General features: G+C 61.3%; 20 protein-coding genes and 5 pseudogenes. 7 read left to right on the top strand and 18 right to left on the bottom strand.

Annotated features, from left to right (window positions below; genetic code table 11):
- The 4 genes and pseudogenes from mutL to AC1DH9_RS03565 form a co-directional block, all read right to left on the bottom strand.
- On the bottom strand, positions 1–481 hold a 481-nt coding region (gene mutL / locus AC1DH9_RS03580), incomplete at its 3' end, for a DNA mismatch repair endonuclease MutL (protein WP_477807807.1).
- An 8-nt stretch (positions 482–489) separates the two neighbouring features.
- Positions 490–1,777, bottom strand: a pseudogene (locus tag AC1DH9_RS03575) (N-acetylmuramoyl-L-alanine amidase).
- Entirely contained in the window at positions 1,778–2,248 is a 471-nt protein-coding gene (gene tsaE / locus AC1DH9_RS03570) for a tRNA (adenosine(37)-N6)-threonylcarbamoyltransferase complex ATPase subunit type 1 TsaE (protein WP_103316310.1), read from the bottom strand.
- Complete coding sequence (locus tag AC1DH9_RS03565; RefSeq protein WP_427543953.1) at positions 2,236–3,735, bottom strand: NAD(P)H-hydrate dehydratase; 1,500 nt, start codon at positions 3,733–3,735, stop codon at positions 2,236–2,238. Before AC1DH9_RS03565 ends, tsaE begins: the two co-directional genes overlap by 13 nt.
- 63 nt (positions 3,736–3,798) lie before the next feature.
- On the opposite strand from AC1DH9_RS03565, the pseudogene queG reads away from it, so the two are divergent.
- A pseudogene (queG, locus tag AC1DH9_RS03560) lies at positions 3,799–4,741 on the top strand (tRNA epoxyqueuosine(34) reductase QueG).
- An 11-nt stretch (positions 4,742–4,752) separates the two neighbouring features.
- On the opposite strand, the gene AC1DH9_RS03555 reads toward queG, so the two are convergent.
- Complete coding sequence (locus AC1DH9_RS03555; RefSeq protein ID WP_427543959.1) at positions 4,753–5,364, bottom strand: trimeric intracellular cation channel family protein; 612 nt, start codon at positions 5,362–5,364, stop codon at positions 4,753–4,755.
- A 39-nt stretch (positions 5,365–5,403) separates the two neighbouring features.
- Positions 5,404–5,772 (bottom strand): annotated as a pseudogene (gene orn, locus AC1DH9_RS03550) (oligoribonuclease); the annotation flags it as partial.
- Between the two features lie 107 nt (positions 5,773–5,879).
- Between orn and rsgA the strand changes: the two are divergent.
- Positions 5,880–6,911 (top strand): small ribosomal subunit biogenesis GTPase RsgA, encoded by a 1,032-nt coding sequence (gene rsgA / locus AC1DH9_RS03545; RefSeq protein ID WP_427534275.1) that lies wholly within the window; start codon positions 5,880–5,882, stop codon positions 6,909–6,911.
- A gap of 99 nt (positions 6,912–7,010) precedes the next feature.
- Here the strand turns inward: rsgA and motB are convergent, their stop codons facing one another.
- Both motB and motA read right to left on the bottom strand, forming a co-directional pair.
- Positions 7,011–8,051, bottom strand: a complete 1,041-nt coding sequence (gene motB / locus AC1DH9_RS03540) for a flagellar motor protein MotB (RefSeq protein WP_427543964.1) — start codon at positions 8,049–8,051, stop codon at positions 7,011–7,013.
- A 3-nt stretch (positions 8,052–8,054) separates the two neighbouring features.
- The gene (gene motA, locus AC1DH9_RS03535) at positions 8,055–8,906 is read right to left on the bottom strand and encodes a flagellar motor stator protein MotA (protein WP_427534273.1); all 852 of its coding nucleotides are present in this window, start codon (positions 8,904–8,906) and stop codon (positions 8,055–8,057) included.
- A gap of 166 nt (positions 8,907–9,072) precedes the next feature.
- Here motA and AC1DH9_RS03530 point away from each other — a divergent pair, with 166 nt between their 5' ends.
- From AC1DH9_RS03530 to asd, 3 genes are read left to right on the top strand one after another with little or no spacing between them, the layout of a single operon-like run.
- A complete protein-coding gene (locus AC1DH9_RS03530) occupies positions 9,073–10,611 on the top strand; it encodes an HDOD domain-containing protein (protein ID WP_427543967.1) in 1,539 nt (512 codons plus the stop codon).
- Between the two features lie 43 nt (positions 10,612–10,654).
- On the top strand, positions 10,655–11,470 hold the full coding sequence (gene rhdA / locus AC1DH9_RS03525) for a thiosulfate sulfurtransferase (RefSeq protein ID WP_427543970.1): 816 nt from the start codon (positions 10,655–10,657) through the stop codon (positions 11,468–11,470).
- An 18-nt stretch (positions 11,471–11,488) separates the two neighbouring features.
- The gene (gene asd, locus AC1DH9_RS03520; RefSeq protein WP_427543973.1) at positions 11,489–12,349 is read left to right on the top strand and encodes an archaetidylserine decarboxylase; all 861 of its coding nucleotides are present in this window, start codon (positions 11,489–11,491) and stop codon (positions 12,347–12,349) included.
- 143 nt (positions 12,350–12,492) lie between these two features.
- On the opposite strand, the gene serB is transcribed toward asd, so the two are convergent.
- Complete coding sequence (gene serB / locus AC1DH9_RS03515) at positions 12,493–13,707, bottom strand: phosphoserine phosphatase SerB (protein ID WP_427543976.1); 1,215 nt, start codon at positions 13,705–13,707, stop codon at positions 12,493–12,495.
- A gap of 134 nt (positions 13,708–13,841) precedes the next feature.
- Here serB and AC1DH9_RS03510 point away from each other — a divergent pair, with 134 nt between their 5' ends.
- On the top strand, positions 13,842–15,380 hold the full coding sequence (locus AC1DH9_RS03510; protein WP_427543979.1) for an AhpA/YtjB family protein: 1,539 nt from the start codon (positions 13,842–13,844) through the stop codon (positions 15,378–15,380).
- A 180-nt stretch (positions 15,381–15,560) separates the two neighbouring features.
- On the opposite strand, the gene AC1DH9_RS03505 is transcribed toward AC1DH9_RS03510, so the two are convergent.
- From AC1DH9_RS03505 to AC1DH9_RS03470, 8 genes and pseudogenes are all read right to left on the bottom strand, one after another.
- A complete protein-coding gene (locus AC1DH9_RS03505) occupies positions 15,561–16,268 on the bottom strand; it encodes a PqiC family protein (RefSeq protein ID WP_427543982.1) in 708 nt (235 codons plus the stop codon).
- Positions 16,269–16,445: 177 nt separating this feature from the next.
- A pseudogene (locus AC1DH9_RS03500) lies at positions 16,446–18,472 on the bottom strand (DNA topoisomerase IV subunit A).
- A gap of 78 nt (positions 18,473–18,550) precedes the next feature.
- Positions 18,551–19,534: an esterase-like activity of phytase family protein gene (locus AC1DH9_RS03495; RefSeq protein WP_427543988.1), complete on the bottom strand. Its 984-nt coding sequence runs from the start codon at positions 19,532–19,534 to the stop codon at positions 18,551–18,553.
- A pseudogene (locus AC1DH9_RS03490) lies at positions 19,534–21,235 on the bottom strand (DNA topoisomerase IV subunit B). The gene AC1DH9_RS03495 and the pseudogene AC1DH9_RS03490 overlap by 1 nt, the downstream one beginning before the upstream one ends.
- Before the next feature lie 42 nt (positions 21,236–21,277).
- Positions 21,278–21,886, bottom strand: a complete 609-nt coding sequence (locus AC1DH9_RS03485; protein WP_427543994.1) for a YqiA/YcfP family alpha/beta fold hydrolase — start codon at positions 21,884–21,886, stop codon at positions 21,278–21,280.
- 236 nt (positions 21,887–22,122) lie between these two features.
- On the bottom strand, positions 22,123–22,938 hold the full coding sequence (gene cpdA / locus AC1DH9_RS03480; RefSeq protein ID WP_427543997.1) for a 3',5'-cyclic-AMP phosphodiesterase: 816 nt from the start codon (positions 22,936–22,938) through the stop codon (positions 22,123–22,125).
- 99 nt (positions 22,939–23,037) lie between these two features.
- Positions 23,038–23,490, bottom strand: coding sequence for a DUF1249 domain-containing protein (locus tag AC1DH9_RS03475; protein WP_019691483.1), 453 nt, complete (start codon positions 23,488–23,490; stop codon positions 23,038–23,040).
- A complete protein-coding gene (locus AC1DH9_RS03470; RefSeq protein ID WP_427544000.1) occupies positions 23,481–24,098 on the bottom strand; it encodes an NUDIX domain-containing protein in 618 nt (205 codons plus the stop codon). The genes AC1DH9_RS03475 and AC1DH9_RS03470 overlap by 10 nt, the downstream gene beginning before the upstream one ends.
- 224 nt (positions 24,099–24,322) lie before the next feature.
- On the opposite strand from AC1DH9_RS03470, the gene AC1DH9_RS03465 reads away from it, so the two are divergent.
- Positions 24,323–25,069, top strand: a complete 747-nt coding sequence (locus AC1DH9_RS03465) for an RsiV family protein (RefSeq protein WP_427544003.1) — start codon at positions 24,323–24,325, stop codon at positions 25,067–25,069.
- On the opposite strand, the gene cytX is transcribed toward AC1DH9_RS03465, so the two are convergent.
- Complete coding sequence (gene cytX / locus AC1DH9_RS03460) at positions 25,038–26,330, bottom strand: putative hydroxymethylpyrimidine transporter CytX (protein WP_427544006.1); 1,293 nt, start codon at positions 26,328–26,330, stop codon at positions 25,038–25,040. The two genes, AC1DH9_RS03465 and cytX, sit on opposite strands and share 32 nt — an antisense overlap.
- Positions 26,331–26,424 lie beyond the last annotated feature (94 nt).

Below are 26,424 nucleotides of genomic sequence, written 5' to 3'. Positions count from 1 at the left end.
GTGCCGGGGTGTTGAAGAACAAGTCGCGCACTTCAACCGAAGTGCCGACCGGGTGGGCGGCCGGCTGGACGCGAGGCGCCATGTCCCGGCCTTCGGTCTCGACCTGCCAGGCCTGATCGGCACCTCGAGTGCGGGACGTCAGGGTCAGACGTGCCACGGAGCTGATCGACGCGAGTGCCTCACCGCGAAACCCGAGGCTCATCACCTGCTCGAGGTCTTCGAGATTGCGAATCTTGCTGGTGGCATGTCGCGCCAGCGCCAGCGGCAAATCATCGGAGGAAATCCCACTGCCATCGTCGCGAACCCGCAGCAGCTTGACGCCGCCCTGCTCGACATCGACGTCGATACGCTTGGCGCCAGAGTCAAGACTGTTTTCCAACAGTTCCTTGATCACCGAAGCCGGGCGCTCAACCACCTCACCAGCGGCAATCTGGTTCGCCAGTCGCGGGCTGAGCAGCTCGATACGCGCTGCGGTGTTCACGGCATCGTTCATTCCTTGGCCGCCAATTCGGTGCCCGGAATATTCAGGTGCTGGCCGATTTTCAGTTCATCGGATTGCAGGCCGTTGGCGCTGCGCAGAGTCGCCGGCGAGACCTGATAACGTACCGCGATCATCGCCAGGGTTTCACCCGGACGCACCGTGTGGTCACGCGGGCCCTGGGCGATCTTGCCGGAATCACGCAACCAGGCGATGTAGGTGCCCGGTGGCGGGTTCTGCTGGAAGAACTGGCGCACACCCGCGCTGATCGGAGGTGACCCGGCCAATGTTGCTCAAGACCTTCTGGCCGACGTTCAGGCTGGAGGTCAGCGACGCAGTCATCGACAGATCGAGCAGTACGCCGGCAAGCATCTTGTCCTTGTCGTCGAGGCTGACGTTACCGGCACCGCCGATCAGGTCGGAGCGGTTTTCGCTGTCGGCCAGCCAACGCGCGGTCTCGGACGTTGCGCCGCGCTCGGACAAGGCAAATACCGAAGCGCCGAACGCTGCTGCCGATGGCGCTGCGTCGGCGTGAATCGAGACGAACAGGTCGGCGCCCTTTTTGCGGGCGATCTCGGTACGGCCACGCAATGGAATGAAGTAGTCGCCGGTACGGGTCAGCTCGGCCCGGAAGCCTTTCATGCCGTTGACCTGGCGCTGCAGTTCGCGAGCGATGGCCAGCACCACATCTTTTTCGTGCTGGCCACGGGAACCGGAGGCCCCCGGGTCTTCGCCGCCGTGACCGGCATCGATGACCACGATAATGTCGCGCTTGCCGGCCGGAGCAGGCGGCAGCTTGATCGCCGGCTCAACCGGGGTCACCGGCACCGCAGGCACGGTGGCAACGGTTGGGGACGGGGTCGGCACAGGTGGCGGTGCGGCATCGGCGGCGTTGTCGAACAGGTCGACCACCAGTCGGTTGCCGTACTGCGCATTCGGCGCCAGCACGAAGCTTTTCGGGGTGACGGCTTTTTTCAGGTCGATGACCACCCGCAGATCGGTCGGCGTGCGCTGAGCCGAACGCATGGCAGTAATCGGGGTATTGGCAGTGGAGACATTCAGCGGTGCACCAAGGACGGCGCCATTGATGTCGATCACCAGACGATCCGGGGACGTCAGGGTAAAGACGCTGTGCTGGACCGGGCCTGACAGGTCAAACACCAGTCGGGTGTTATCCGGCGCCCGCCACAAGCGAACACTGTTGACCTTTGTCGCGGCCACAGCGTCGACGGCCAGTGCCGTAAGCAGCATTCCTACGACAGCAACCAACGCGCGAAAGCGCATACCTAACCCCATCATTTATTTGAATTCCAATGCCAAAGCGGCACACCAAGACTCGCCACGCAAACCCTGGGGCGACAGATTCAGCGAACGCCCGCTGTCATGCGGGCTAATGGTAATGGTCAGGTCGGGCTTTGGCAAAAAGCCTGCACCCTTCTGGGGCCACTCGATCAGGCACAGTGCATCGTCTTCGAGGTAGTCACGAATGCCAAGAAACTCCAGTTCCTCCGGATCGACCAGTCGATACAGGTCAAAATGGAAGGCGCGAATGTCGCCGATCTCGTAGGGCTCGACCAAGGTAAAGGTCGGACTTTTTACTGCCCCAACATGCCCCAAACCGCGAATAATGCCCCGTGACAGGGTGGTTTTACCCGCCCCAAGGTCACCGTCCAGAAAGATGATGCCGTGCCCCTTGGTCACTTGAGCGATACGGTTGCCCAACGCGACCATGGCGTCTTCATTGGCCAGATACAGGGTTACTTCAGACACGGTGCTTGCTCCTCCAGCAACTGACGAATGGCGGGAATCAGATCACTGGCCGCCAGCCCACGGCCAGATTTACCTTCACGCTCACCGGCACTGGCGTGCAGCCAGACCGCCAGGCAAGCTGCATCGAATGCATACAGACCCTGAGCCAGCAAGGCACCGACCAGTCCGGCCAGCACATCCCCCAGACCCGCGGCAGCCATGGCCGGGTGGCCTTGATGACACAGCGCCAAACGACCATCAGGGCTGGCAATCAGGCTGCCGGCCCCTTTGAGAATGACGGTGGCTGTGTATTTTTTGCTCAATGCATGGGCCGCGGCGGGGCGATCGGCTTGAACCTCGGCCGTGGAAATCCCCAATAACCGCGCCGCTTCCCCCGGATGCGGAGTGATCACGCAATCCTTTGGCAGGCGCACATCACCCTGGCTCAGCAAATTCAACGCATCGGCGTCCCAGACCTGCGGTAACGGGGCATTGGCCGCCGCCGACAACAAACTGCGACCCCACGCGCCCTTGCCGAGACCCGGTCCGACCACCAGCACACTGGCCTGGCCGAGCAGGCCCATCAACTGGTTGGCCGAGTGAACGCCCAGCACCATGACTTCGGGCACCCGCGCCAATGCGGCCGGCACATGTTCACTGCGGGTCGCCAGAGACACCATGCCCGCGCCGCTGCGCAGGGCACTTTGGGCGCTCAAGAGAATGGCGCCGCCAAAACCGCGATCGCCACCGATCAGCAGGACGTGACCGAAGCGGCCTTTGTGAGCGCTCGGTGCCCGAGCTGCCAGGCGCGGCAGGTTACCGGGATTCAGGCGATAAGCACTGACKGTGCTTTGAGCGACGATCTGCGGGTCGGCTTGCAGATCGTTGAACTGCAATTCCCCCACCTGATCCGCCGCATCGCCGGTGAACAGCCCAAGCTTGAGGCCGATGTACGTCACAGTGAGGTCGGCCCGAACCGCAACCCCGAGGACTCGCCCGGTATCGGCGCACAGGCCGGACGGGATATCCACCGCCGCAACGGGCAGGCCACAGGCATTGATCGCCTCGATCGCAGCAATATAGGGTTCGCGCACCTCACCGCTCAGGCCGGTGCCCAGCAGCGCATCCAGCACCACCCCACGTAGTTCGATGGCCAGTGACCAGGCCTCGACGACAACCCCGGCGGCCAGCGCTTCGGCATACGCCAGCGCGGCATCGCCCTGCAGGCGCGACGGTTCAACCACCGCCAGCACTCGCACCTGCCAACCGGCACGCAACGCCAGTACCGCCACCAGATAACCGTCCCCGGCGTTATTGCCGTGGCCCGCCAACACGCTGAGTTCAGTGGCCGTCGGCCAGTGCCGGACCAACGCTCGCCACGTGGCGCGGGCAGCCCGATGCATCAATTCGAAGCCCGGTGTCCCGGCCGCAATCAGCCGCGCGTCGAGCGCCCGGACCTGTGCGGCGCTGTACAGCGCGTCGGGTAAATGGTGTTTTGTCTGCGGCATGCGTCTTCAGGCTCCGATGTCTGGCAGAATTATACGCACCTCAGCTCCGGTTTCCCCTGTCTCATGCCTGCAATTACCACAGATCTTCCTGCTCTCGCCCAATCGATCAAAGACTGGGGTCGCGAGTTGGGCTTTCAACAAGTCGGCATCAGTGGTCTGGACCTGGCTGAGCATGAACAACACCTGGAGCGCTGGCTCGAAGCCGGCTACCACGGCGAAATGGACTACATGGGCGCCCACGGCAGCAAACGCTCGCACCCGGAAGAGCTGGTGCCGGGTACGCTGCGGGTGATTTCGCTGCGCATGGACTATCTGCCGGGTGACACTGAAATGGCCAAGCGCCTGGGCCAACCGGAAAAAGCCTACGTCTCGCGCTATGCTCTGGGCCGCGACTATCACAAGCTGATCCGCAAACGCGTGCAGCAATTGGCCGAGAAGATCCAGCAGGTCATCGGCCCCTTCGGCTACAGGGCTTTCGTCGACAGCGCCCCGGTGCTGGAAAAAGCCATCGCCGAACAAGCCGGCCTCGGCTGGATCGGCAAAAACACCCTGGTGCTGAACCGCAAGGCCGGCAGTTACTTCTTTTTGAGCGAACTGTTCGTCGACCTGCCGCTGCCGGTAGACCCGCCTCACAGCACCGAACACTGCGGGCGCTGCACGGCGTGCCTGGACATTTGCCCGACCAATGCCTTTGTCGGCCCCTATGTGCTGGACGCCCGTCGCTGCATTTCGTACCTGACCATCGAGCTGAAAACGGCGATCCCCGAAGACTTGCGGTCGCTGATCGGCAATCATGTGGGACGAAGACAAATTTCTGAGCAGCACCGAAGGCTCGCCGCTGCGCCGCGCCGGTTATGAACGCTGGCTGCGTAACCTGGCMGTCGGACTTGGCAATGCGCCTTCAACGATTCCGGTACTGGAAGCCCTGAAAGCGCGCGCGGACTATCCGTCAGAGCTGGTGCGCGAGCACGTGGCGTGGGCCCTGAAGCAACACGGACTCTCGTAGGAGCTGTGGTATCAGGCTTCGTCGTTGTAGACGAACTTGGGCATTTCCCAGTGGAAACGAATCGCCAGCAAGCGCAGCAGGAAGCCGCCAAACAAGGTGATCAGGATCGCCTGTTCGCCAGGTAATTGCAGGTAAAGGCAGAGCATGTAGCACCACGCGGCGGCGAACGAGACGCTGGCGTAGAGCTCGCGACGGAAGATCAGCGGGATGTCGTTGCAGAAGATGTCGCGCAAGATGCCGCCGAACACCCCGGTGATCACCCCGCTGACCGACGCCACCAACATACCGTGGCCCGTTTCCAGTGCAATCATGCAGCCGATCAGGGTAAACGCCACCAACCCCAAGGCGTCGAGCACCAGGAACAGCGAACGCAGATGGCGCATCCAGCGTGCGGTAAAGACCGTGAGCATTGCCGCAGCCGAGGTCAACACCAGGTATTCCGGGTGCTTGACCCAGGTCAGCGGGTAGTGCCCGAGCAGCACGTCACGCACCGAACCACCGCCCAGCGCCGTCACGCAGGCGATCAGCACCACGCCAAACCAGTCCATGCCACGCCGACCGGCAGACAACGCGCCAGTCATGGCTTCAGCGGTAATGGCAATCAGGTAGAGCATCAACAACATGGCGGCGGTCCTTACGGGAAGGCGCGCAGTCTACTCAGATTCCAGCGCCTTCATGTGCGTATAAAGGAAGCGCCGGYCCTGGCAGATGCTGTTGCCGCAGATCGGCGACGTGCCCTTCGGTACCCACTTTTCCAGGAAGGCGATGGTCTGGGCTTCCGCTTCGGCCATACTGATGCGGCTGTCGCGTACCCGCTGGGTCAGGCCGGAACCGCCGTGTTGACGGGTGTTCCACTCGTCCATGCCCGCCAGGATCTCATCACTGTGGTGGATGGCGATTACCGGGCCTTCGGCCAAGGTGTTGAGATTGCTGTCGGTGACAATGGTGGCCATCTCGATGATGACGTCGGTGTCAGGATTCAGACCGGTCATTTCCAGATCGATCCAAATCAGGTTCTGCGGGTTTTGCATGTGTCGGCTCCTCGGCGTAGGCATGCAGTTTAGCCTAGAGGACTCTCGGGGCGTGCTAAACTCGCGGCCGTTTTACCTAATCGCTGCATTATCCACACGGAACACCCATGGCCAAACGCCAACTCAATCGTCGTCAAAACTGGCGCATCGAAAAGATTCAAGGTGAGCGCGCTGCCCGCGCCGCCAAACGCGAATCCTCCGCCGTAGAAGCGCTCGAGGGCGGTGACCTTGGCCCCGAGCAGACCGGCCTGGTGATCGCTCACTTCGGCGTTCAGGTCGAGGTCGAAGCCCGTGACGGTGAACTCGCCGGCCAGGTGTTCCGCTGCCATTTGCGGGCCAACCTGCCTGCGCTGGTGACCGGCGACCAGGTGGTCTGGCGCGCCGGCAACCAGGGCATCGGCGTGATCGTCGCGCAATTGCCGCGTAAAACCGAACTGTGCCGTCCAGACAGCCGTGGCCAGCTCAAGCCGGTAGCAGCCAACGTCGACATGATCGTGATCGTCTTCGCCCCGCTGCCCGAGCCTCACGCCAACCTGATCGACCGTTACCTGGTCGCCGCCGAACACGCCGGTATTCGCCCGCTGCTGTTGCTCAACAAGTTCGACCTGATCGACGAGCAGAACGCCCCGGCGCTGAATGCCTTGCTGGCAGTCTACCGCACGCTGGGTTACCCGGTGCTGGAAGTCTCGGCCCATCACGGCAACGGCATGGAGCAGTTGCAGAAGCAACTGGACGGGCACATCAGTGTGTTCGTTGGTCAGTCCGGCGTCGGCAAGTCCTCGCTGGTCAACAGCCTGCTGCCGGAAGTCGAAACCCGTGTCGGTCCGTTGTCCGAGCTGTCCGGCCAGGGCACCCACACCACCACCACCGCGCGGTTGTTCCACTTCCCCGGCGGCGGCGAGCTGATCGACTCCCCGGGTATTCGGGAATTCGGCCTGGGCCACGTCAGCCGTGCCGACGTCGAAGCCGGTTTCATCGAGTTCAACGACTTGATCGGCACCTGCCGCTTCCGTGACTGCAAGCACGACCGCGAACCCGGTTGCGCCCTGCTCAAGGCACTGGAAGAAGGCCGCGTGCAACAGCAGCGCATGAACAGCTACCGCTCGATCATCGCCAGCTTGCCTGAAACCAGTTATTAACCAGAGCGCTCAGCAGCCCCCGACACTGAAGGTTGCTGACCGCCCACTGGCGCATCGACAGACAATAAAAAGCCGCGATTATCGCGGCTTTTTATTGGGTCACTGCTTGGGAGGCCCGGCCGGTTTGGCCGGGTCGCCGGCTTTCGGCGCCGGGTTGTCGAACAGGTTCAAGCGTTCCCGAAGCTCATGTGCCGGCAGGGGTTCCTTGTCCGCCGGCAAGGCATTCGGATCGGCAGGTACGGCAGGCACTTCACCCGGAGCGCCCTGCCCTGGTGCTGGTGTCGGTTCCGCGCCTTGCTCACCCTCGATGGCGCGCTGGGCCTTCTTGGTCAGCACGACGATGTCGATGCGGCGGTTGACCGGATTGAGCGGATTTTTACGATCGAACAACGTCGACGAAGCGTAACCCACCACTCGCGCCACTTGCTGTTCCGGATAGCTGCCTGCGACCAGCGCCCGGCGAGCGGCGTTGGCACGGTTGGCCGAAAGCTCCCAGTTGCCGAATTCACCGGTGCCCGCATAAGGCTTGGCGTCGGTGTGGCCACCGATGCTGATCTTGTTCGGCACCGCTTTGATGGTGTCGGCCATGGCCAGCAGAATGTCTTCGAAGTACGGCTTCAAGCGTGCACTGCCGGAGTCGAACATCGGCCGGTTTTCGGAGTCGATGATCTGGATGCGCAAACCATCCGGGGTGATTTCGAAAAGAATCTGATCCTTGAACTTCTGCAGTTGCGGGTTCTCTTCGACCTTGTTCTGCAACTCTTGCAGCAACAGCTCCAGACGCTCGTGCTCGACCTGTTCGGCCATGCCTTCAACCTGCTCGGTATCGACGGTGACCTTGTCCGGTTGCGGCTGGGACTTGACCTCGGGATTGAGGGTTTTCTCCGGCGCCAGCACCGGCGTGCCGCCTAGGTCGATAATGAACGGCGTACCGCTTTCAGAGAAGCCGATCGGGTCCTTGAAGTAACCGGCGATGGCGATCTTCTGTTCTGGCGTGGCGGTGGATAACAGCCACAACACCAGGAAGAACGCCATCATCGCCGTCGCGAAGTCAGCGAAGGCGATTTTCCACGCGCCCCCGTGATGCCCGCCGGCGTAGCGCTTGACGCGCTTGATGATTATCGGCTGATTATTCTCCATGACTTAACGACCGCGAACCGCTTGTTCCAGCTCAGCGAAGCTCGGACGGTGTGCCGGGTACAGAACCTTGCGCCCGAACTCCACCGCCAGCGATGGCGGCATGCCAGAAGCCGAAGCCACCAGCGAAGCCTTGATGGCTTCGTAGATGTTCAGCTCTTCCTTGGCATCGTGAGCCAGGGAGTGCGCCAGCGGACCGAAGAAACCGTAGGCCGCGAGAATACCGAAGAAGGTACCGACCAGCGCGGCACCTACGTGCAGACCGATGGACTTCTGATCGCCCTCACCCAGCGAGGCCATGGTCACCACGATACCCAGTACCGCCGCAACGATACCGAAGCCGGGCATGGCATCGGCGATACCGTTGACCGCGTGGGAGGGGTGTTCGAGGTCCTCCTTGAGGCTGAACAGCTCCATGTCGAACAGACCCTCAAGCTCATGCGGCGCCATGTTGCCGGACGACATGATGCGCAAGTAATCGCAGATGAACGCGGTCATGCGGTCATCTTTGAGAACCGCCGGGTACTTGGCAAAAATCGGGCTGGCAGCAGCGTCTTCGATATCGCCCTCAATGGCCATCATGCCTTCGCGACGGCTCTTGTTGAGGATCTCGTAGATCAGGCCCARCACCTCCAGGTAGAAGGTGTGATTGAAACGCGAACTGAACATGCCCAAGGATTTCTTGAGCACGTGTTTCGTCATGTGGCCGGGGTTGGCCTGAAGGAATGCACCCAGCGCCGCACCGCCGATGATCATCACCTCGAAAGGCTGAATCAGGGCGGCAATCTTGCCGTGGGAAAGCACGTATCCGCCGAGCACGCTCGCGAATACGACGATGATGCCGATAATTTTAGCCATAGGTAGAAGGTACTTACTTAAGTCGGGTTCAAGGTCATATTCGGAAGTTAAAAAATCTCTTCTTCTACTTATCGGCAAAACTGCGCCAGACTATAGCCAGTTAAGGCGAAAAGCTAATTTGGCCCACTCCGGGCGTGTTTAATGCAGACGATGATCGCGCCCAACCATGGCTAATGAAACGACCGTTCCAACTGCCAGACCGACCACACTCGAAAGCTGGGTCAAGCTGCTCGACGGCGTGACCTTGCCCGTGCCGCGAGCCAGCCATGATCGCGTCTGCAAGGCAATCGCCGACAATCGCAGCTCGTTGCGCGATATTGCCGAACTGATGCAGGGCAGCCCGGCCCTGGCCCTCAGCGTCATCCGCGAAGCCAATCGCCACACCCTCGGCAGTATGAGCGAGCCCAGCGAGAACCTGGAAGTGGCGATCAATCGCCTCGGTCTCAAGCGCACCGAAGAACTGCTCGCGCGCCTGCCCGCCCTGCCCGAGAACGAAATCCCGCCGGCCCTGCGCCAACTCCAATTGATAAGCCTGCACGCGACCCAACAGGCCAACGGTTTTTTTGCCAGTCGCCTGGCGCGGCTCTGGCAGGACATCCACTGGGGTAGCCTGCTGTTCCTCTCGCCGTTCTGGCCACTGGCCCTGACCTTCCCGCAGTTGCTGGAAGACTGGGAACTGCGGGTCCTGCACAAGCATGAGCCAGCAGGCAAGGTCGAAAAAGAACTGTTCGGCGTACGCCTGCTGGAACTCGGCCAGGCACTGGTGGACGTCTGGCGTCTGCCAATCTGGGTAGGACAAGGCTATCGATTGCTGCTGGATGAGCAACGCGAACTGGCGAAAGTCGTGCATATCGCCCGCGATGCCGATCACCCGTTGCGCCAGCAAAACCGACTTGATGACGACCCGACCCTGCGCCGCTGGCTCAATCAACCCGCCAACACGGTATTGCTGGCCAACGGTCTGGCGTTATCGGCGCAGCAAGCCTGGAGCAGCCCTCACTGCCTGCGCTGGCAGTTTCTGACCAGCCTCTACCTGCAAATGCCGATGGACGAGGTCCAGCAGCAACTGCACCAGCAAGCGGCACTCAGCGCCCGTAACCACGCCATGCCGGACCTTTGGCATCCCGCCGGAGCATTGCTCTGGCCGTGGGACGAGCGGCGTCTTCATCGCGGCCAGCTTCCGGCGCCCGCCCCCACCGCCGAAGACCTGACCAAGTGGCGCAAGCAATGCGCAGAACTGCTGGCGGAGCCGAGCCGCTTTACCAACGCCATGCACCTGACCACCTCCGCACGGGATGCGCTGGCTGCCTGCGGCATGCGTCGGGTGATGATTCTGATGGCTGATCGCACGCACAGCCAATTGCGCGTGCACCAGATTCACGGCCTGCCTAAAGAAGCCGCGACGCTGAACTTTGTGGTCAGCCAGAGCACCGTGCTGCAACGCCTGCTCTCGCAACAGGCTCAGGTGCGGCTGACGCCAGCCAACAACGCACAGTTTTCAGCCTTGCTGCCTGCCAGCCTGCGGGCACTGTTCGGCGGCGAGCACCTGCTGCTGCGCTCACTGGTCAACAATGGCCGGGTGATCATGCTGGTCGTGGCGGATCAGGGCGGCGGTCCCTTTTCGGAAATCACCGTGCAAGCCTTTGGTAAAACCGCACAGTGCATCGAAAAGGCCCTGCACAGCTTTACCAACCGCGGCCAGTAGTTCCTGCGCTACAATCCTCCCCTTTGTGCTCTGGAGACCTCACATGTCTGACTTCTCTGGCTTGTCGCTGGTGATCGAGCCGAGCGACCTGCTCACCCGTCTCGATGCTCGCGAACTGATTCTGGTCGACCTGACCAGCAGCGCCCGCTACGCCGAAGGCCACATTCCCGGCGCGCGCTTCGTCGACCCCAAACGGACTCAACTGGGTCATCCGCCAGCGCCGGGTCTGCTGCCGTCACAGGCCGCGCTTGAAGCCCTGTTCGGCGAACTGGGGCATAACCCGGACGCGGTCTACGTGGTCTACGACGACGAAGGTGGTGGCTGGGCCGGGCGTTTCATCTGGCTGCTGGACGTCATTGGCCACAGCAACTACCACTATGTGGACGGCGGTCTGCTGGCCTGGCTGGCAGAAGGCTTGCCGGTGTCGACCGAGGTTCCCGCGGCTGTCGGCGGCCCGGTTGCACTGACCTTGCACGACGAGCCCACCGCCACCCGCGAATACCTGCAAAGCCGTCTCGGCGCCGCCGACCTGGCGATCTGGGACGCACGCGGGCCGCTGGAATATTCCGGTGAGAAAGTCCTCGCCGCCAAGGGCGGACACATCCCCGGCGCAGTCAATTTCGAATGGACCGCCGGCATGGACAAGGCGCGTAACCTGCGCATCCGCAGCGACATGCCGCAAATCCTCGAACAGCTCGGGATCAGCAAAGACAAAGAAGTGATTACCCACTGCCAGACCCACCATCGTTCTGGCTTCACCTATCTGGTGGCCAAGTCACTCGGTTATCCGCGGGTCAAAGGCTACGCCGGCTCCTGGGGCGAATGGGGCAATCACCCTGACACGCCCGTAGAGATTTAAGTTTTTTTAAGGAAAGTTATGAATAAGCGTTTGTTTATCCTCAGCCAGTACCTGCTGCCTCATCACCTGCTGTCGCGTCTGGCCGGCTGCATTGCCGAATGCCGCGTGCGCTGGTTCAAGAACGCCTTCACCGCCTGGTTCGCCAAGCGTTATCAGGTGGACATGTCGCAAGCGCTGGTCGAGGACCTGACCGCTTACGAACACTTCAACGCGTTCTTCACCCGCGCGTTGAAAGACGGCGCACGCCCGCTGGACCAGACCCCGGGCGCAATCCTCAGCCCGGCCGACGGCGCCGTCAGTCAGCTCGGCCCAATCGAGCACGGTCGGGTGTTCCAGGCCAAGGGCCACAGTTTCAGCGTGCTGGAATTGCTCGGCGGTGATACGGCAAACGCGGCGCCGTTCATGGGCGGTGATTTCGCCACTATTTACCTGTCGCCCAAAGACTACCATCGCGTCCACATGCCGCTGGCCGGTACCCTGCGCGAAATGGTCTACATCCCGGGCCGGATCTTCTCGGTCAACCAGACCACCGCGGAAAACGTTCCGGAGCTGTTCGCCCGTAACGAACGCGTCGCGTGCATCTTCGACACCGAGCGCGGGCCAATGGCTGTGGTATTGGTCGGTGCGATGATCGTTGCTTCGATCGAAACCGTCTGGGCCGGGCTGGTAACGCCGCCCAAGCGCGAACTGAAAACCTTCCGCTACGACGAAGCTGCCCGCGCGCCGATTCACCTGGAAAAAGGTGCCGAGCTGGGTCGCTTCAAGCTGGGTTCGACGGCGGTTGTGCTGTTTGGCCCGAATCAAGTGAAGTGGGCTGAAGAGCTGGCGGCTGGCTCGCCGGTACAAATGGGCCAAGGCATGGGCTTGCCGAAAGCCTGATCTGCACACAGATCCAATGTGGGAAATGTGGGAGCGAGCCTGCTCGCGATTCAGGCACCGCGGTCTATCTGATAAACCGCGGCGATACAATCGCGAGCAGGCTCGCTCCCACAAAGGCCTGCATTCACTCAGGCCTCGTGGTGTTAAAGCTGACCGTCGCGGTCCCTGAAGCCCAGCAGATACAGCACGCCATCCAGACCCAGGGTCGAAATCGCCTGCTTGGCCGACTGCTTGACCAGCGGCTTGGCACGGAACGCCACCCCCAGACCCGCAATCGCCAGCATCGGCAAATCGTTGGCACCATCGCCGACGGCAATGGTCTGCTCCAGACGCAAGCCTTCCTTGTGCGCCAGTTCACGCAGCAAATCGGCTTTGCGCTGTGCATCGACAATCGGCTCGACAGCCACGCCGGTCACTTTGCCGTCGACCACTTCCAGTTCATTGGCGAACACGTAGTCGATGCCCAGCTTGGCTTGCAGCTGTTTGGCAAAGTAAGTGAAGCCGCCCGACAGAATGGCCGTCTTGTAGCCCAGGCGCTTGAGTTCGGCGAACAAGGTTTCAGCACCTTCGGTCAGGCGCAGGGAAGCCCCGATCGAGTCCAGCACGCTGACGTCCAGCCCTTTGAGCAAGGCCAGGCGTTCCTTGAAGCTGGCGCGAAAATCCAGTTCGCCGGCCATCGCCCGCTCGGTAATTTCCGACACCTTCTCGCCCACCCCGGCGGCCTTGGCCAGCTCGTCGATGACTTCGGCCTCGATCAGAGTCGAATCCATGTCGAACACCGCCAGACGCCGGTTGCGGCGGAACAGCGAATCTTCCTGGAAGGCGATATCGACGTTCAGCTCCTGGGCCACGCTGAGGAATTCGGCACGCAGGGCCTGCGGATCGGCCGCTTCGCCGCGCACGGAAAACTCAATGCAGCCCTTGCCCTTGTCGGCCGGAGTGTCCAGCGGCATACGCCCGGACAGACGGTCGATGTGATCGATGTTCAGCCCGTATTTGGCGGTGATCGAGCTCACGCGCTGCAACTGCTCGGCCGTCACTTTGCGGGTCAGCAAGGTCACAATGTGGCGTTTCTTGCCTTGGGCGCCGACCCATTGCTGGTAATCCTCTTCGGAGACCGGCGTGAAACGCACCTGCTGCCCCAGCTCGTAGGCCTTGAACAGGATGTCCTTGAGCACCGACGAACCCTGTTTGGTGTCGGGAATTTCAACCAGGATGCCGAACGACAACGTGTCGTGGATCACCGCCTGACCGATGTCGAGAATGTTCACACCACCCTGGGCCAGTACACCGGTAATGGCCGCAGTCAGACCCGGACGGTCGACTCCCGTGATGTTTATCAGGACGATTTCGCGCAAGGCGCACCCCCGCAAGTGGAAAAAAACCGCATTCTACCCACTTTCAGTGACCATCGGGCACAGCGAGCGCTTTGCCGGTCTGGGGCCTGTCGCTATACTGCGCCTCAACTTCACGGACAAAAGAGCCGAGCTCAGTGAACCGGCCTACGCCAGTCAAAACCGATAACTTCTTTCTGCTGATCTTCCGGGCACTGCGCCATCGCCGTGTACCGATTGCATTGCGCATTGCCAGCCATAACGTGATCCTGGTCGCATTGGCCCTGGTGATCTACGCCTGCGTGATGGGTCTGCAGTTCAAACAGGCCATGCACGAGCAAGCGGATGCCCTCGGCCAGAGCCTGACCACCCAGACAGCGATGTCGGCAACCGAGCTGTTGGTGTCCAACGACATCCTCAGCCTCAACGTGTTGCTGAACAACCTGACCAAGAACCCGTTGGTGGCTCACGCGGCTATTTATAGCGTGGACAACCGGATTCTCGCCGAGGCCGGACAGCGCCCCAAGCATGGCTTGCTGGGCGAAGCCGAAGGCATGTACGAGAGCAAGATCACCTTTCAGGACGTGACCGCCGGTCAACTGCGGATCAGCCTGGACATGGCGCAGTTCCAGCAGCCAATGACCATCAGCCTGCAAAGCATGGGCATTCTCAGCGCGATCCTGCTGGCGTTGTCCCTGGCCCTGAGCTTGCGCCTGGGTCGGCACATCTCCACACCGCTGCTGCAATTGCGGGTGTGGCTGCGTGACATTGACGAACACACTCCGGCGACTCAGCGCCAGGACGAAATCGGTGACCTGGCCCGCCAGCTCCACAGCAGTTATGCACCTGAAAAGGTCGAGCCTGAACCCGAGCCAGAGCCTGAGTTCGACGATTTCGAAGACACTGAAGAGGCCGAGCCGACCTTCGAAGTGCGTAATCTGCGCGATCCGAGCTTCGACGAAAGTGCTCCGCTGGCTGGCCTGAAACCGGCGACACGGCATGTGGTCAACGCTGAAGAAGACGAACTKGACGAAGAAGATCCGTTTGCCGACCTGCGCGACACCGCCGTCGCTACGCCGGTTGCCAAGCCGCAACCCAAGCCTGCTGCCCCGGCGCAACCACAGCACAGCGCGGTATTGGCGGTGCAGCTGGGTGCTCAGGATCAACTGCGTCGCTTGCCGCGGGCACGCCTGACCGAACTGCTGGAGCGTTATCGCGACTGCCTGGACCAGGCGGCTTCGCTGTATGAAAGCGAACTGCACACCCTGAACGATGGCAGCACGCTGATGCTGTTCCACAGTGAAGACAGCGGCGACGACTACCTGACCAACGCCATCTGCTGTGGTGAGTTGCTGCGTGCGCTCGGCCACCAGTTGCAGATCGAAGTCGCCGACAGCGGCATCACCCTGCAATTGCAGCTGGGCCTGACCTTGGGCGATGGGCTCTTCGGCCTCAGCCAGATTGATCTGCTGCTGACCGAAACCGCTCAGGATGCGCTCGCATTGTCCCAGCACAGCCGAAACCTGCTGCTGGTGGAGCGCAAGATCAGCGACGACGTACTGATCCGCCAGCGTGCGCGGATCCGCCCAATCGCCAGCCCTGAAGGCGCTTGCTGCGTCGAACGGTTGATGGAGCCTTACCCGTCGATGCTGGAGCGGCAACTGGCGCGCATGCATGAGACGCGCGCCAAGAGCTGAACCCGGCCGTTCCGGCCTCATCGCGAGCAGGCTCGCTCCCACATTTGATCTAGATCGCTCCCAAATCCACTGTGGGAGCGAGCCTGCTCGCGATGAGGCCGGGAGCAGCGCTAGAGTTTCCCAACCTGCAGAAACAACAAAGCCCGCATCAACGCGGGCTTTGTCTGTACGGCATTCACCTTAGAACCTGAACACTTCCATGTCAGTGCGAATCGGTGAAGCCATCGGGATCTTCGGTTTCTCCGGTTCTGCCGGCGCCGCTGGTTTGGACGCAGGTTTACGCGGTGCTTCGACAACCGGCGGCTGATTGGCCAGCGGCTTGAGCGCGACCGACAGTTGCTCGGCCAAACGCTGCAGCAATATGCCCTGGGCCTGTACCTGAGCCGCCGTACCACTGGCGTGTGGCTCTTGCAGATGAATGATGCGGTTGTCACGCACCTGGCCACGACGATCGATCAAACGCCACTGGGCATCGAGGATCGCCGGTTGCGACTCACCCGAATCCAGGCGTGTGATCGACAGCAAAACCTGTACATCCGGGGTGAAACCCAAGGTCGCCGGCGCCAGCACTACGCGCTGGCTGTCCAGATGGCCGGCCACCTGACGCAATAAAAGCTGGTTGATGTCCGAAGACAGGCTGCCTGCCCAACGACCGTCGGTGGACGCTTGCAGGCTGCCATCAGGCTGACGCTGCAGCAGGGTTTCACGTTGCAGGTAATCGGCAATCGATACCGGACCCAACAAAACCGCCATGCCCGCGCTTTGCGCAGGCTGAGCCGGACTTCCGCTGTCCAGCTGATACAGCGACACCGGCTGGTGAACGCTGCAACCCGCCAGGCCAAATACGCCAGCGAGCAACAAAAATAGAGGAAGGCGCAGAACAGTCATCATCCCATCCAAGTGACGGCCAACAGGCCGGCCACAGTGAAAAATACTCAACCAATATGAAGAACGCAGGACCACGCCCACGTTTGAAAGGCCATATCATCCGTGAATATGGCTTCCGACTCCAGCGCGAAAGCATCGATCTACGGGTTAAATCGTAGATCGAGCCCCCAGGAGCGCTTAATTGAGAGTTTCTACCAACAGTGCATCGACACGCTGAAAGCCCCGTGGCAGCTTGTTGCCACGGCGTCCGCGCTCACCTTTATAGTGTTCGAGGTCATCGGCTTTAAGCGACAGCGTGCGTTTACCCGCCTGCAATACCAGGGTCGCACCTTCCGGCAATACCGCGATGTCGGTGACATATTCCTCGCGACTGGCCACACGTTCGCCGGAGATACCGATGATCTTGTTGCCTTTGCCCTTGCCCAGTTGCGGCAGATCGCTGATTTTGAAAATCAGCAGGCGACCTTCGGTGGTCACCGAGGCCAACCAGTTGTGCTCACGGTCAGCGACCGGACGCGGCAGAATCACCTTGGCGTTGTTCGGCAGGCTCAACAGCGCMTTGCCAGCCTTGTTCTTGGCTTGCAGGTCTTCACCCTTGACCACGAAACCGTAACCGGCGTCCGAGGCGATGACGTACAGCCCATCGTCTTCAGGCATCAACACGCATTCGAAGGTCGCGCCGGGCGGCGGCGTCAGACGCCCCGTCAGCGGCTCACCCTGACCACGAGCTGACGGCAGCGTGTGCGCCGGCACCGAATAACTGCGACCAGTGGAGTCGATGAACACCGCAAACTGGTTGGAACGACCGGCTGCCGCGGTCTTGAAGCCGTCCCCGGCCTTGTACGAAAGCCCGGTGGCGTCGATGTCGTGGCCCTTGGCCGAACGCACCCAGCCTTTCTCGGACAACACCACGGTGACCTTTTCGTTCGGCAGCAGATCGTGCTCGGTCAGCGCTTTGGCTTCGGCACGCTCGACAATCGGCGAGCGACGGTCGTCGCCATAGGTTTCGGCGTCTTTGATCAGCTCGCTGCGTACCAGCTTCTTCAGCTTGGCTTCGCTGCCCAGCAAGGCTTGCAGCTTGGCTTGTTCCTTGAGCAGTTCATCCTGCTCATCGCGCAGCTTCATTTCTTCGAGTCGCGCCAACTGACGCAGGCGAGTATCGAGAATGTAATCGGCCTGGATTTCGCTCAGGGCGAAGCGCTCGATCAGCTTGGCTTTCGGGTGTTCCTCGGTACGGATGATGTGGATCACTTCATCCAGGTTGAGGTACGCGATCAGCAAGCCGTCCAACAGGTGCAGGCGACGCTCGACCTTGTCCAGGCGAAATTGCAGGCGGCGGCGTACGGTCTGGACCCGGAACTCCAGCCATTCCACCAGCAACGCCCGCAGGTTCTTCAGCTGCGGCTTGCCATCCAGGCCAATGATGTTGATGTTGACCCGGTAGCGTGGTACACGGCGCGCATGCGCACCGAACCGCGACCGGTTTCGTAGATTTTCAGCAGGTCGGCGCGCGGCGTGATGATTTCCGCTTCGGTCGGATAATCCGGGCCCTGGATGTGCTCACAGAGCTGCTCGACCGTGGCTTTCGGTTCATCGAGCAAACGCACGCAAGCCGTGGCGACTTCCCGCAGGTTGTGCGGCGGAACGTCGGTGGCCATCCCCACGGCGATGCCGGTGGTGCCGTTGAGCAGGATGTTCGGCAAACGTGCCGGCAATACCAGCGGCTCGTCGAGGGTGCCGTCGAAGTTCGGGCCCCAATCCGCCGTGCCCTGGCCCAGTTCGCTGAGCAGCACTTCGGAATAACGCGACAGGCGCGCTTCGGTGTAACGCATGGCGGCGAAGGATTTCGGATCGTCCGGCGCACCCCAGTTACCCTGCCCGTCCACCAGCGTGTAGCGGTAGCTGAACGGCTGGGCCATCAGCACCATGGCTTCGTAGCACGCGGAGTCACCGTGTGGGTGGAACTTGCCGAGTACGTCACCGACCGTACGCGCGGATTTCTTGTGCTTGGAGTCAGCGTCCAGCCCCAACTCGCTCATGGCGTAGATGATACGCCGCTGCACAGGTTTCAAGCCGTCGCCGATGTGCGGCAAAGCTCGGTCCATGATCACGTACATGGAGTAGTTGAGGTAGGCATTTTCGGTGAAGTCGGCCAGTGAGCGGCGTTCAACGCCGTCCAGGCTGAGATCCAGGGAGTCGCTCATGCGGGCCTCATCAGTTCGTTGTCTGGCGCAGCAACAAGGTGCCACTGCGCTGGGTAAATTCAAGTGTTTTCAGGACGATCACAACTTGGCGCTCCAGCCACCTTGCGGTGCGGCAAAGCGCCAGACTATCGGCCGGGCTTCGCCGTCCGCGCGGGCACCGTTGTTGTTGTCGATGCCGATCCAGGCGCCATCGGCATCGACCACCAGGGCTTCGGCCAGACCGTAGGGCTGTGAATAACGTCGATGTTCCTGCAAGGCTTCAGCCGCAAATGACCAGCAACGCTCGACCTTGGCGCTCAGCGCATCGCGACGACAGATTTGAAAAGCGTTGCGCTCCAGGGTGAAGAGCTTGCCGTTGAACAGTGCCAGGTCCGCAAAATCCTTGGATACCGGCTTGGCGTTGGGAAATGGCGCGGGCTGCATTTCCTTGCCAGCTTCGCTCAACAGCACACAGCTGCCGTCACAGTCCCAGACGGTCTGTTGGCGCTTGATCAGCAACAAACCACGCCGCTCGCGCTCGGCCGCCAGCCATAGCTGATCACCTTGCGGACTGATCGCCAGCCCTTCGAACAGCGCGTTGAAGTGCAGCAACATGCCACTGGCTCGCGCTTCGCGAACCATGATCGGTGAAATTCTCAGCCACGCGGCGGGCCCCTGTACCGGCACTTGCAGCACCGCAGCTTGGGCTTCACTGACAATGTAGCGGTTACCGGCCTTGTCGCAGGTGATCCCCTCGAAGTCGAGGTTTCCACCGCGTACGAACGATGCCGCCCAGGTACGCGACTTCAGCCCCCAGGGCAACCCGCTGTCAGGCACTGGCGGCACATTGATGCGCACGGTTTCGGCCTGCCAGACGCGCTCGCTGCTATCGAGCCGGTAGATCTGGTCATCATCACGATCGGAAACCGCCCACAGGTCTTTGCCGCATTGCGCCAGCCCCGACAGGTTACCGCCGCGCATGCCGTCCACGGCATGCTCGGCAACCAGCGTCAGTTCCGGCGCAGGCTCCGCCGCAACGGCGGACGCCAACAGCAGCAACGCGAGGGCGAAACCGCTCCGCATCAACCCAGAACCTCGGCCAGATTGCCTTTGGACTCCAGCCAGGACTTGCGGTCGCCGGCGCGTTTTTTCGCCAGCAGCATGTCCATCATTTCCGAGGTGGCTTCGAAATCATCCAGCGTCAGTTGCACCAGACGTCGAGTGTTCGGGTCCATGGTGGTTTCGCGCAGTTGCGGCGGGTTCATTTCACCCAGCCCCTTGAATCGGGTGACCTGCGGCTTGCCGCGTTTCTTCTCGGCCACCAAACGATCGAGAATGCCATCGCGCTCGGCTTCATCGAGGGCGTAGTAAATCTCTTTGCCGAGGTCGATACGGTACAGCGGCGGCATCGCCACGTAGACGTGGCCGGCATCCACCAGCGGACGGAAGTGCTGGACGAACAAGGCACACAGCAAGGTCGCGATGTGCAGACCGTCGGAGTCGGCGTCGGCGAGGATGCAGATCTTGCCGTAACGCAGCTGGCTCATGTCCGCAGCGCCCGGATCGACACCAATGGCCACGGCAATGTTGTGCACTTCCTGGCTGGCCAGCACTTCGCTGCCGTCGACTTCCCAGGTGTTCAGAATCTTCCCGCGCAGCGGCAGGATCGCCTGGAACTCTTTGTCCCGCGCTTGCTTGGCCGAACCGCCGGCGGAATCACCTTCCACCAGGAACAGCTCGGAACGCATCGGGTCCTGCCCGGCGCAATCGGCGAGCTTGCCCGGCAAGGCCGGCCCTTGGGTAATGCGTTTGCGCTCGACCTTTTTGCTGGCCTTCAAACGGCGGCCAGCGTTGTTGATCGCCAGCTCAGCCAGTTGCAGGCCCAACTCGGGATTCGCGTTGAGCCACAGGCTGAAGGCGTCCTTGACCACGCCGGAAACAAACGCCGCCGCCTCGCGGGACGACAGTCGTTCTTTGGTCTGGCCGGAGAACTGCGGTTCCTGCATTTTCATCGACAGCCCAGTCGACCGCTTCTTTATTACCGGCCAGGCTGCCGCAGAAGGGTTCGTCGGGCAGACGCTCGAATTCACTGACCGCGTCTACCAGGTAGGAACGCAGACCGTCTTCGTAATGCCATTCGACTTTTTCGCCGGTGGCCTTGTCTTCAAAGCTGACCAGCAGCCCCGGGCACAACACGGCCTTGGCCTTGAGTACGTGCTTGAGACGGCTGATGGAAAATTTCGGTGAGTCGAAGTATTTCGGGTCCGGCGAGAAGTACACGCTGGTCCCGGTGTTGCGCTTGCCAACGGTGCCGACGATTTCCAGGTCGGTGGCTTTGTAGCCATCGGCGAAGGTCATCTGGTACTCGTTGCCATCGCGTTTGACGCGCACCCGGACCTGGGTCGACAGGGCGTTGACCACCGAAATACCCACCCCGTGCAAACCGCCGGAGAACTGGTAGTTCTTGTTCGAGAACTTGCCGCCGGCGTGCAGCTTGGTGAGGATCAGCTCGACGCCCGAGACGCCCTCTTCGGGGTGAATGTCCACCGGCATGCCACGGCCGTCATCGCTGACTTCCAGGGAGTGGTCGGCGTGGAGAATGACCTGCACCGATGTCGCATGCCCGGCCAAGGCTTCGTCGACACTGTTGTCGATGACTTCCTGGGCAAGGTGGTTCGGCCGACTGGTGTCGGTGTACATGCCGGGGCGTTTGCGCACCGGGTCGAGGCCCGAGAGGACTTCGATGGCGTCTGCGTTATAAGAGCTAGCGCTGGGAGTGGCCATGGGGTCTCGTCGTCAGTCGTTCATGAAAATAGGGGCGAAGGTTCACAGTGCTGTGAAATCGATCGCCTGGTACACATCTGCGCCGATGCCGGCAAAACTCAACAGAGCCGGTAATTGCCCGGCGAATCCTTGGAAACTATGGTCGCCGCCAGCCTGGATACGCAAGGCACAGGCTCGGTAATACTGCTGGGCGAGGCGATAGTCCAGCGTTTCGTCCCCGGTTTGCAACCACACCTGAAACCGCTGCGGGTCTTGGGGCGCCGGCACTTCCAGCTCGGCCAGGGCCGTCACGTGGTCGTGGGTCAATTCCCAGGTCTCTTCGGTATACAGGTTTTTCTGCGTGCCCAGGTATCCGTCGAACATCCGGTGCGGGCTGACGGCAGGGTTGATCAACAGGGCCTTGAGGCCATGGCGCTCGGCAAGGTGAGTGGCATAGTAGCCGCCGAGGGAGCTGCCGACCAGCAGTGGCCGCCCCAGCCTGGCAATCGCCTGTTCCAGCTGACCGATGGCCTCGCGCGGATGGTGATGCAAGGCCGGCACCTGCAACTGGTCGCCCAGACCCAGACGATCCATCACGTCGACCAGCTGACAGGCCTTTTTCGACGCGGGTGCGCTGTTGAAACCGTGGATATAGAGGATCGAACCAGACATGCGAGCTCCCTGTGAGGCGGGCAAAGATGCCGCAGTTTACAGGGAGTCGGGCGGATCGGGGACATCCACAGAAATCAGGCCCTCTTTAAGGACGCCATCGCGAGCAGGCTCGCTCCCACAGTGGATCTGCGGTGAGCACACCATTTGTGAACACCCGAGATCAATGTGGGAGCGAGCCTGCTCCGGGCGGCGTTCCGACGATGGCCGCGACCCGGTTTTCCTGAGCTACAAAAATTTCAGTAGCCGTTGGAACCGTAGTCGATCTGGAAATCGAACCCGGTCACGCGCTCGACCCCGGTTTCCAGCCGTCCGTCCGGCAGCAACCGCAACCAGCGATAACCCGGCGCCAGGGTATCGACCTTGAAATCCACACTACCAGGCTCGAACTGGATGCACGTCGATGGCGAAGCGATCAGCCGCACATCGTTGCGCAACTGATCGATTTCCTGATGCACATGACCCCAGAGCACTGCCCGCACCTGCGGGAAGCGATCGAGCACGGCAAACAAGGCGTCCGGGTTGCGCAGGCCAATCGGTTCCATCCAGGCACAACCGATGGACACCGGATGATGATGCAAGCACACCAGATGATGGCGCTCCGGCGCTTCGCTCAAGGCGCGGACGAGCAATTGCAGTTGATCGTCCTGCAAATACCCTGGCACCGAACCCGGTACCGCCGAATCCAGCAAGGTGATCCGCCAGTTACCGATGTCCACGATGGGCTCCAGCAACTGACTCTGGACCGCGGCCCGGGCCATGATCTGCGGCTCATCGTGGTTGCCCGGAATCCAGCGCGCGGGCGCATCGATCTGCCGGGTCATCTCGCGAAACTGCTGATACGACTCAAGCGTGCCATCCTGGGACACGTCGCCACTGGCGATCATCAGGTCAATCTGCGGCTGTTGCGCCAGTACCAACTCGATAACCTTTTGCAGGCTGTCGCGGGTGTTCATGCCCAGCAACGTGCCATCCGCCTCGGCGAACAGATGGCTGTCAGAGAGCTGCACCAGCAATACGGCATCGTTGGCTGTCAGAGTGGATACGCTCGGCAAGGCGTTCTCCCAAGGCGTGATCACGGATATGGATGAATGGCGCAATTATGCTGGGGGAAATTGAAAAGAGGAAACCCGTGAACCAGACGCAGTTCACAACTAGCGTACGACTTCGAACTCATGCCCGCAGGCCAAGCAATGACTCAACCACTCGCCGAGGAACACATTGAGCTGGGCCTTTTCGTCCGGCTGGTGCATCAACGCATTCGGATAAGGATAGATGCCGCGAAAGCGCCGTGCATGTTCGGCACTGATGACTTCGGCCATACGCGCATCGTGGTAGACCTGCACTTCCAACTGCGGCACCGGCAGCCATGGCAGACTGTGCTCCTGGCGTACTCGCAGGGTCGTGGTGTACGGACACGCCTGCAACACTTCCAGCATCAGCACGCCCAGCATCTGCTCACCCTGGGTCATGGCAATGCGCCGGGCAGCCGGCTGGTTGCGCATCTCCGGTAACAGGCGCATCAGTCGGGCGTAGTTGGCCTCGCAGGCGCTTTGCAGCCCCACAAGGTCGACCCGATAACGATCGCGCTGTTTGTTTACGACCATAACCCCCTCACTTCAACGCGGTTCAAAGCCAGCCATTGCAAGGCAATAATGCTCGCCGCGTTGGAAATCCGTCCATCACGTACGGCTTGCAGGGCATCTTCGAAGTCCCAGACCGTCACGCGAATATCTTCTGCTTCCTCCACCAGCCCATGCAGGCCGCCGGCCCCGGCACTGTTACACCGCCCCAGATACAAGTGCACATATTCGGTACTGCCACCAGGCGACGGAAAATAATTGAGCATCGGCCACAGCGCAGTGAATACAAGTCCAGCTTCCTCCTGCGCTTCGCGGTGAGCAACTTCTTCCGGTATTTCGTCCCGGTCGATCAGACCGGCGACCAGTTCGATCAGCCACGGATTATCGACTTTGCCCAATGCGCCGGCGCGAAATTGCTCGATCAATACCACTTCGTCCCGCTGTGGATCGTAAGGCAAGACACACACGGCATCATGGCGAACGAACAGCTCGCGGCTGATCTCGCGACTCATGCCACCGGCAAACAGCTCATGGCGCAGATGCACGCGCTCAAGCTTGTAGAAGCCCTTGAAGCAGTTTTCACTGCGTACGACGTCTACGATGGTCGGGGTAGCAGTGGCAAAATCAGTCATAACATTCCTCGTTTACTGTCGATCTGTCTGAGGCTCCCCCCCAGGCTTCGCGCCATCCTAACGCGCCCGCACCGGTTGATGCAGCCTCTTTGCCGTCAGCGGGATAGACGGCAAGGGGTGAAAACAACTCTAATTGGCTCTAATTAGCTTAGTGGCGAACCGACCGCGCCGCTGGCAGTCGAAGACCCTGAATTTTGCCTTTCTCTKATTCATGAAGGACGCCCATGTCGCTGTTGAAAATCGCCTCCGTGGCCTGTATTGCCCTCACGCTCGGCGCCTGCCAAAGCCTGTTCCAACCCAGCTATCGGGCACAGGTGACATCCACTCGCGATGCGTCCGAGCAGGTCAAGCCGGGTTGCGACGGCCCCGACTGTCCGCTGGTGAATATCGACACGGTGCATTTCCCGACCGACCCGCAACTGGACCGGATCGTCGAACAGCGCCTGCTGCAAATGGCCCGCACCTCACCGGGCGCGGCGCTACCCGCCTCCCTCAACGCCTTCCGCGAACAGTTCCTGCGTGAATCAGGCGATCGCAACAGCGTCTACTTGCAAGCCAAGGTACGTGAGCAGCATGACGGACTGGTGATCATTGAAGTATCCAGCTATCTGGACACGGGCGCGGCCAATGGCACGCCGGGACGAGGCTTTATCAACTACTCGCGCCAGCTGCAAAAAGAGCTGAGCCTGAGCGACATGCTGTTGCCGGGGCAGGAAGTGGCGTTCTGGAAGACCGCGCAAGTTGCGCACAATAGCTGGCTGATCAATTCGCAACTGGATCGGGATCCGGACTTCGTCAAAACCTGGCCCTTCCAGAAAACCCCGAACGTGGCCTTGACCAGCGCCGGGGTGGTGCTCAAGTACAACGTCGCGACCATCGCGCCCTATTCGAGTGGCCTCATCGAGATGACCATCCCCTACGCTCGTCTCAAGGGTCAGATCAAGCCTGAGCTGGTGCCGGAGCGTAGCTGAAGACCCGCCCCAGCAGCAGTTGCAGCAGCCCTGCCAGTACCAGCGATGGCAGGGTTGCGCCGACTTCCGGATACAGATTCGCCAGCAAGTGATAGGTGCTCACCCCGCCCAGCCAGGCGAGCAACGCCGGCCAGCGCAAGGCGGCTGACGCGATCCGGGCACTGCGCTTGCGCAGGATGAAGTGATCCACCAGCACCACGCCGAACAGCGGCGCAAACACCGAACCGATCAGCAGCAGGAAGTTCTGGTACTGGGCCAATGGCGCCAGGCACGCGATCAAGGTGCAGATCACACCAATGGCCAAGGCCAGGTGTTCGACTTTCATGCGCAACAGAATCCCGCTGGAGACCGCCGCCGAGTGAATGTCGGCGAACGCATTTTCTGACTCGTCCAGCAGGATCAGCAACAGCGGAATGCCCAAGCCGGCACCGGCCAGCGCCAACAGCAAGGCGTTGACTTCACCACTCGGGGCAAACGCCAGGGTGTAGGCAACGCCCAGGCTCATCAGCCAGAAGTTACCAATGAAGAAGCCCAGCGCCGTGCCGCCGAATACGCTTTTCGCACGCTTGCCGAAACGCGAGTAGTCGGCAATCAGCGGCAGCCACGACAGCGGCATCGCGATGGCGATATCAAAACCCACGGCGAATGGCATCGAACCGTCACCGGCCTGTACCCACAGCGCAGCCAGATCGGCTTTGGTGAAGAGGTTCCAGGTTAGCCAGGTGCACGCTGCCAGCAGCAACCAGATGCCCCATTTGCGCAGGATCTGACGGACAAACGTCAACGGACCGCTGACGGCGAGCAAGGTCGCCAAGGCGCCGAACGCCAGCGTCCAGAGCAATGGATTGGCCATCAGGCTAGCGTCGCTGAACGCACGGGCGCCGAGCAGGCTGGCCGCGTCGCGCATGACGATGATTTCGAACGAACCCCAACCGATCAGTTGCAGCAGGTTCAACAGCGCCGGCAGACTCGCACCGCGAGTACCGAGGCTCAGTTTGAGTGCAGCCATGGCCGACAGGCCGGTATCGCTGCCGATCACCCCGACGCACGCCAGCAGCAGAACGCCGACCAGCGTGCCCAGGAAAATCGCCAGCAACGAACCCGACAAGCCCAAACCGGGTGCCAGCAAGGCCCCGGTCTGCAAGACCATCAGGCCAATGCCGAGGGAGAACCACAGGGAGAACAGATCACGGGCACCGAACACGCGCTGGGCCAGAGGCACGGCGTGGTCGGGAGAATAGGTACTGGGTTGAATACTCAAGGGGGGGTATCTCAGAGGAACATTTGTTGTTGTGTTGATCGCCATCGCGAGCAGGCTCGCTCCCACAGGGGACTTGTGAACGACACAAATCCAA

Source organism: Pseudomonas sp. 05T35 (genome assembly GCF_056396605.1).
The sequence above is the reverse complement of the archived record's forward strand: the minus strand, read 5'-3'. Positions and strand labels throughout refer to the sequence as shown.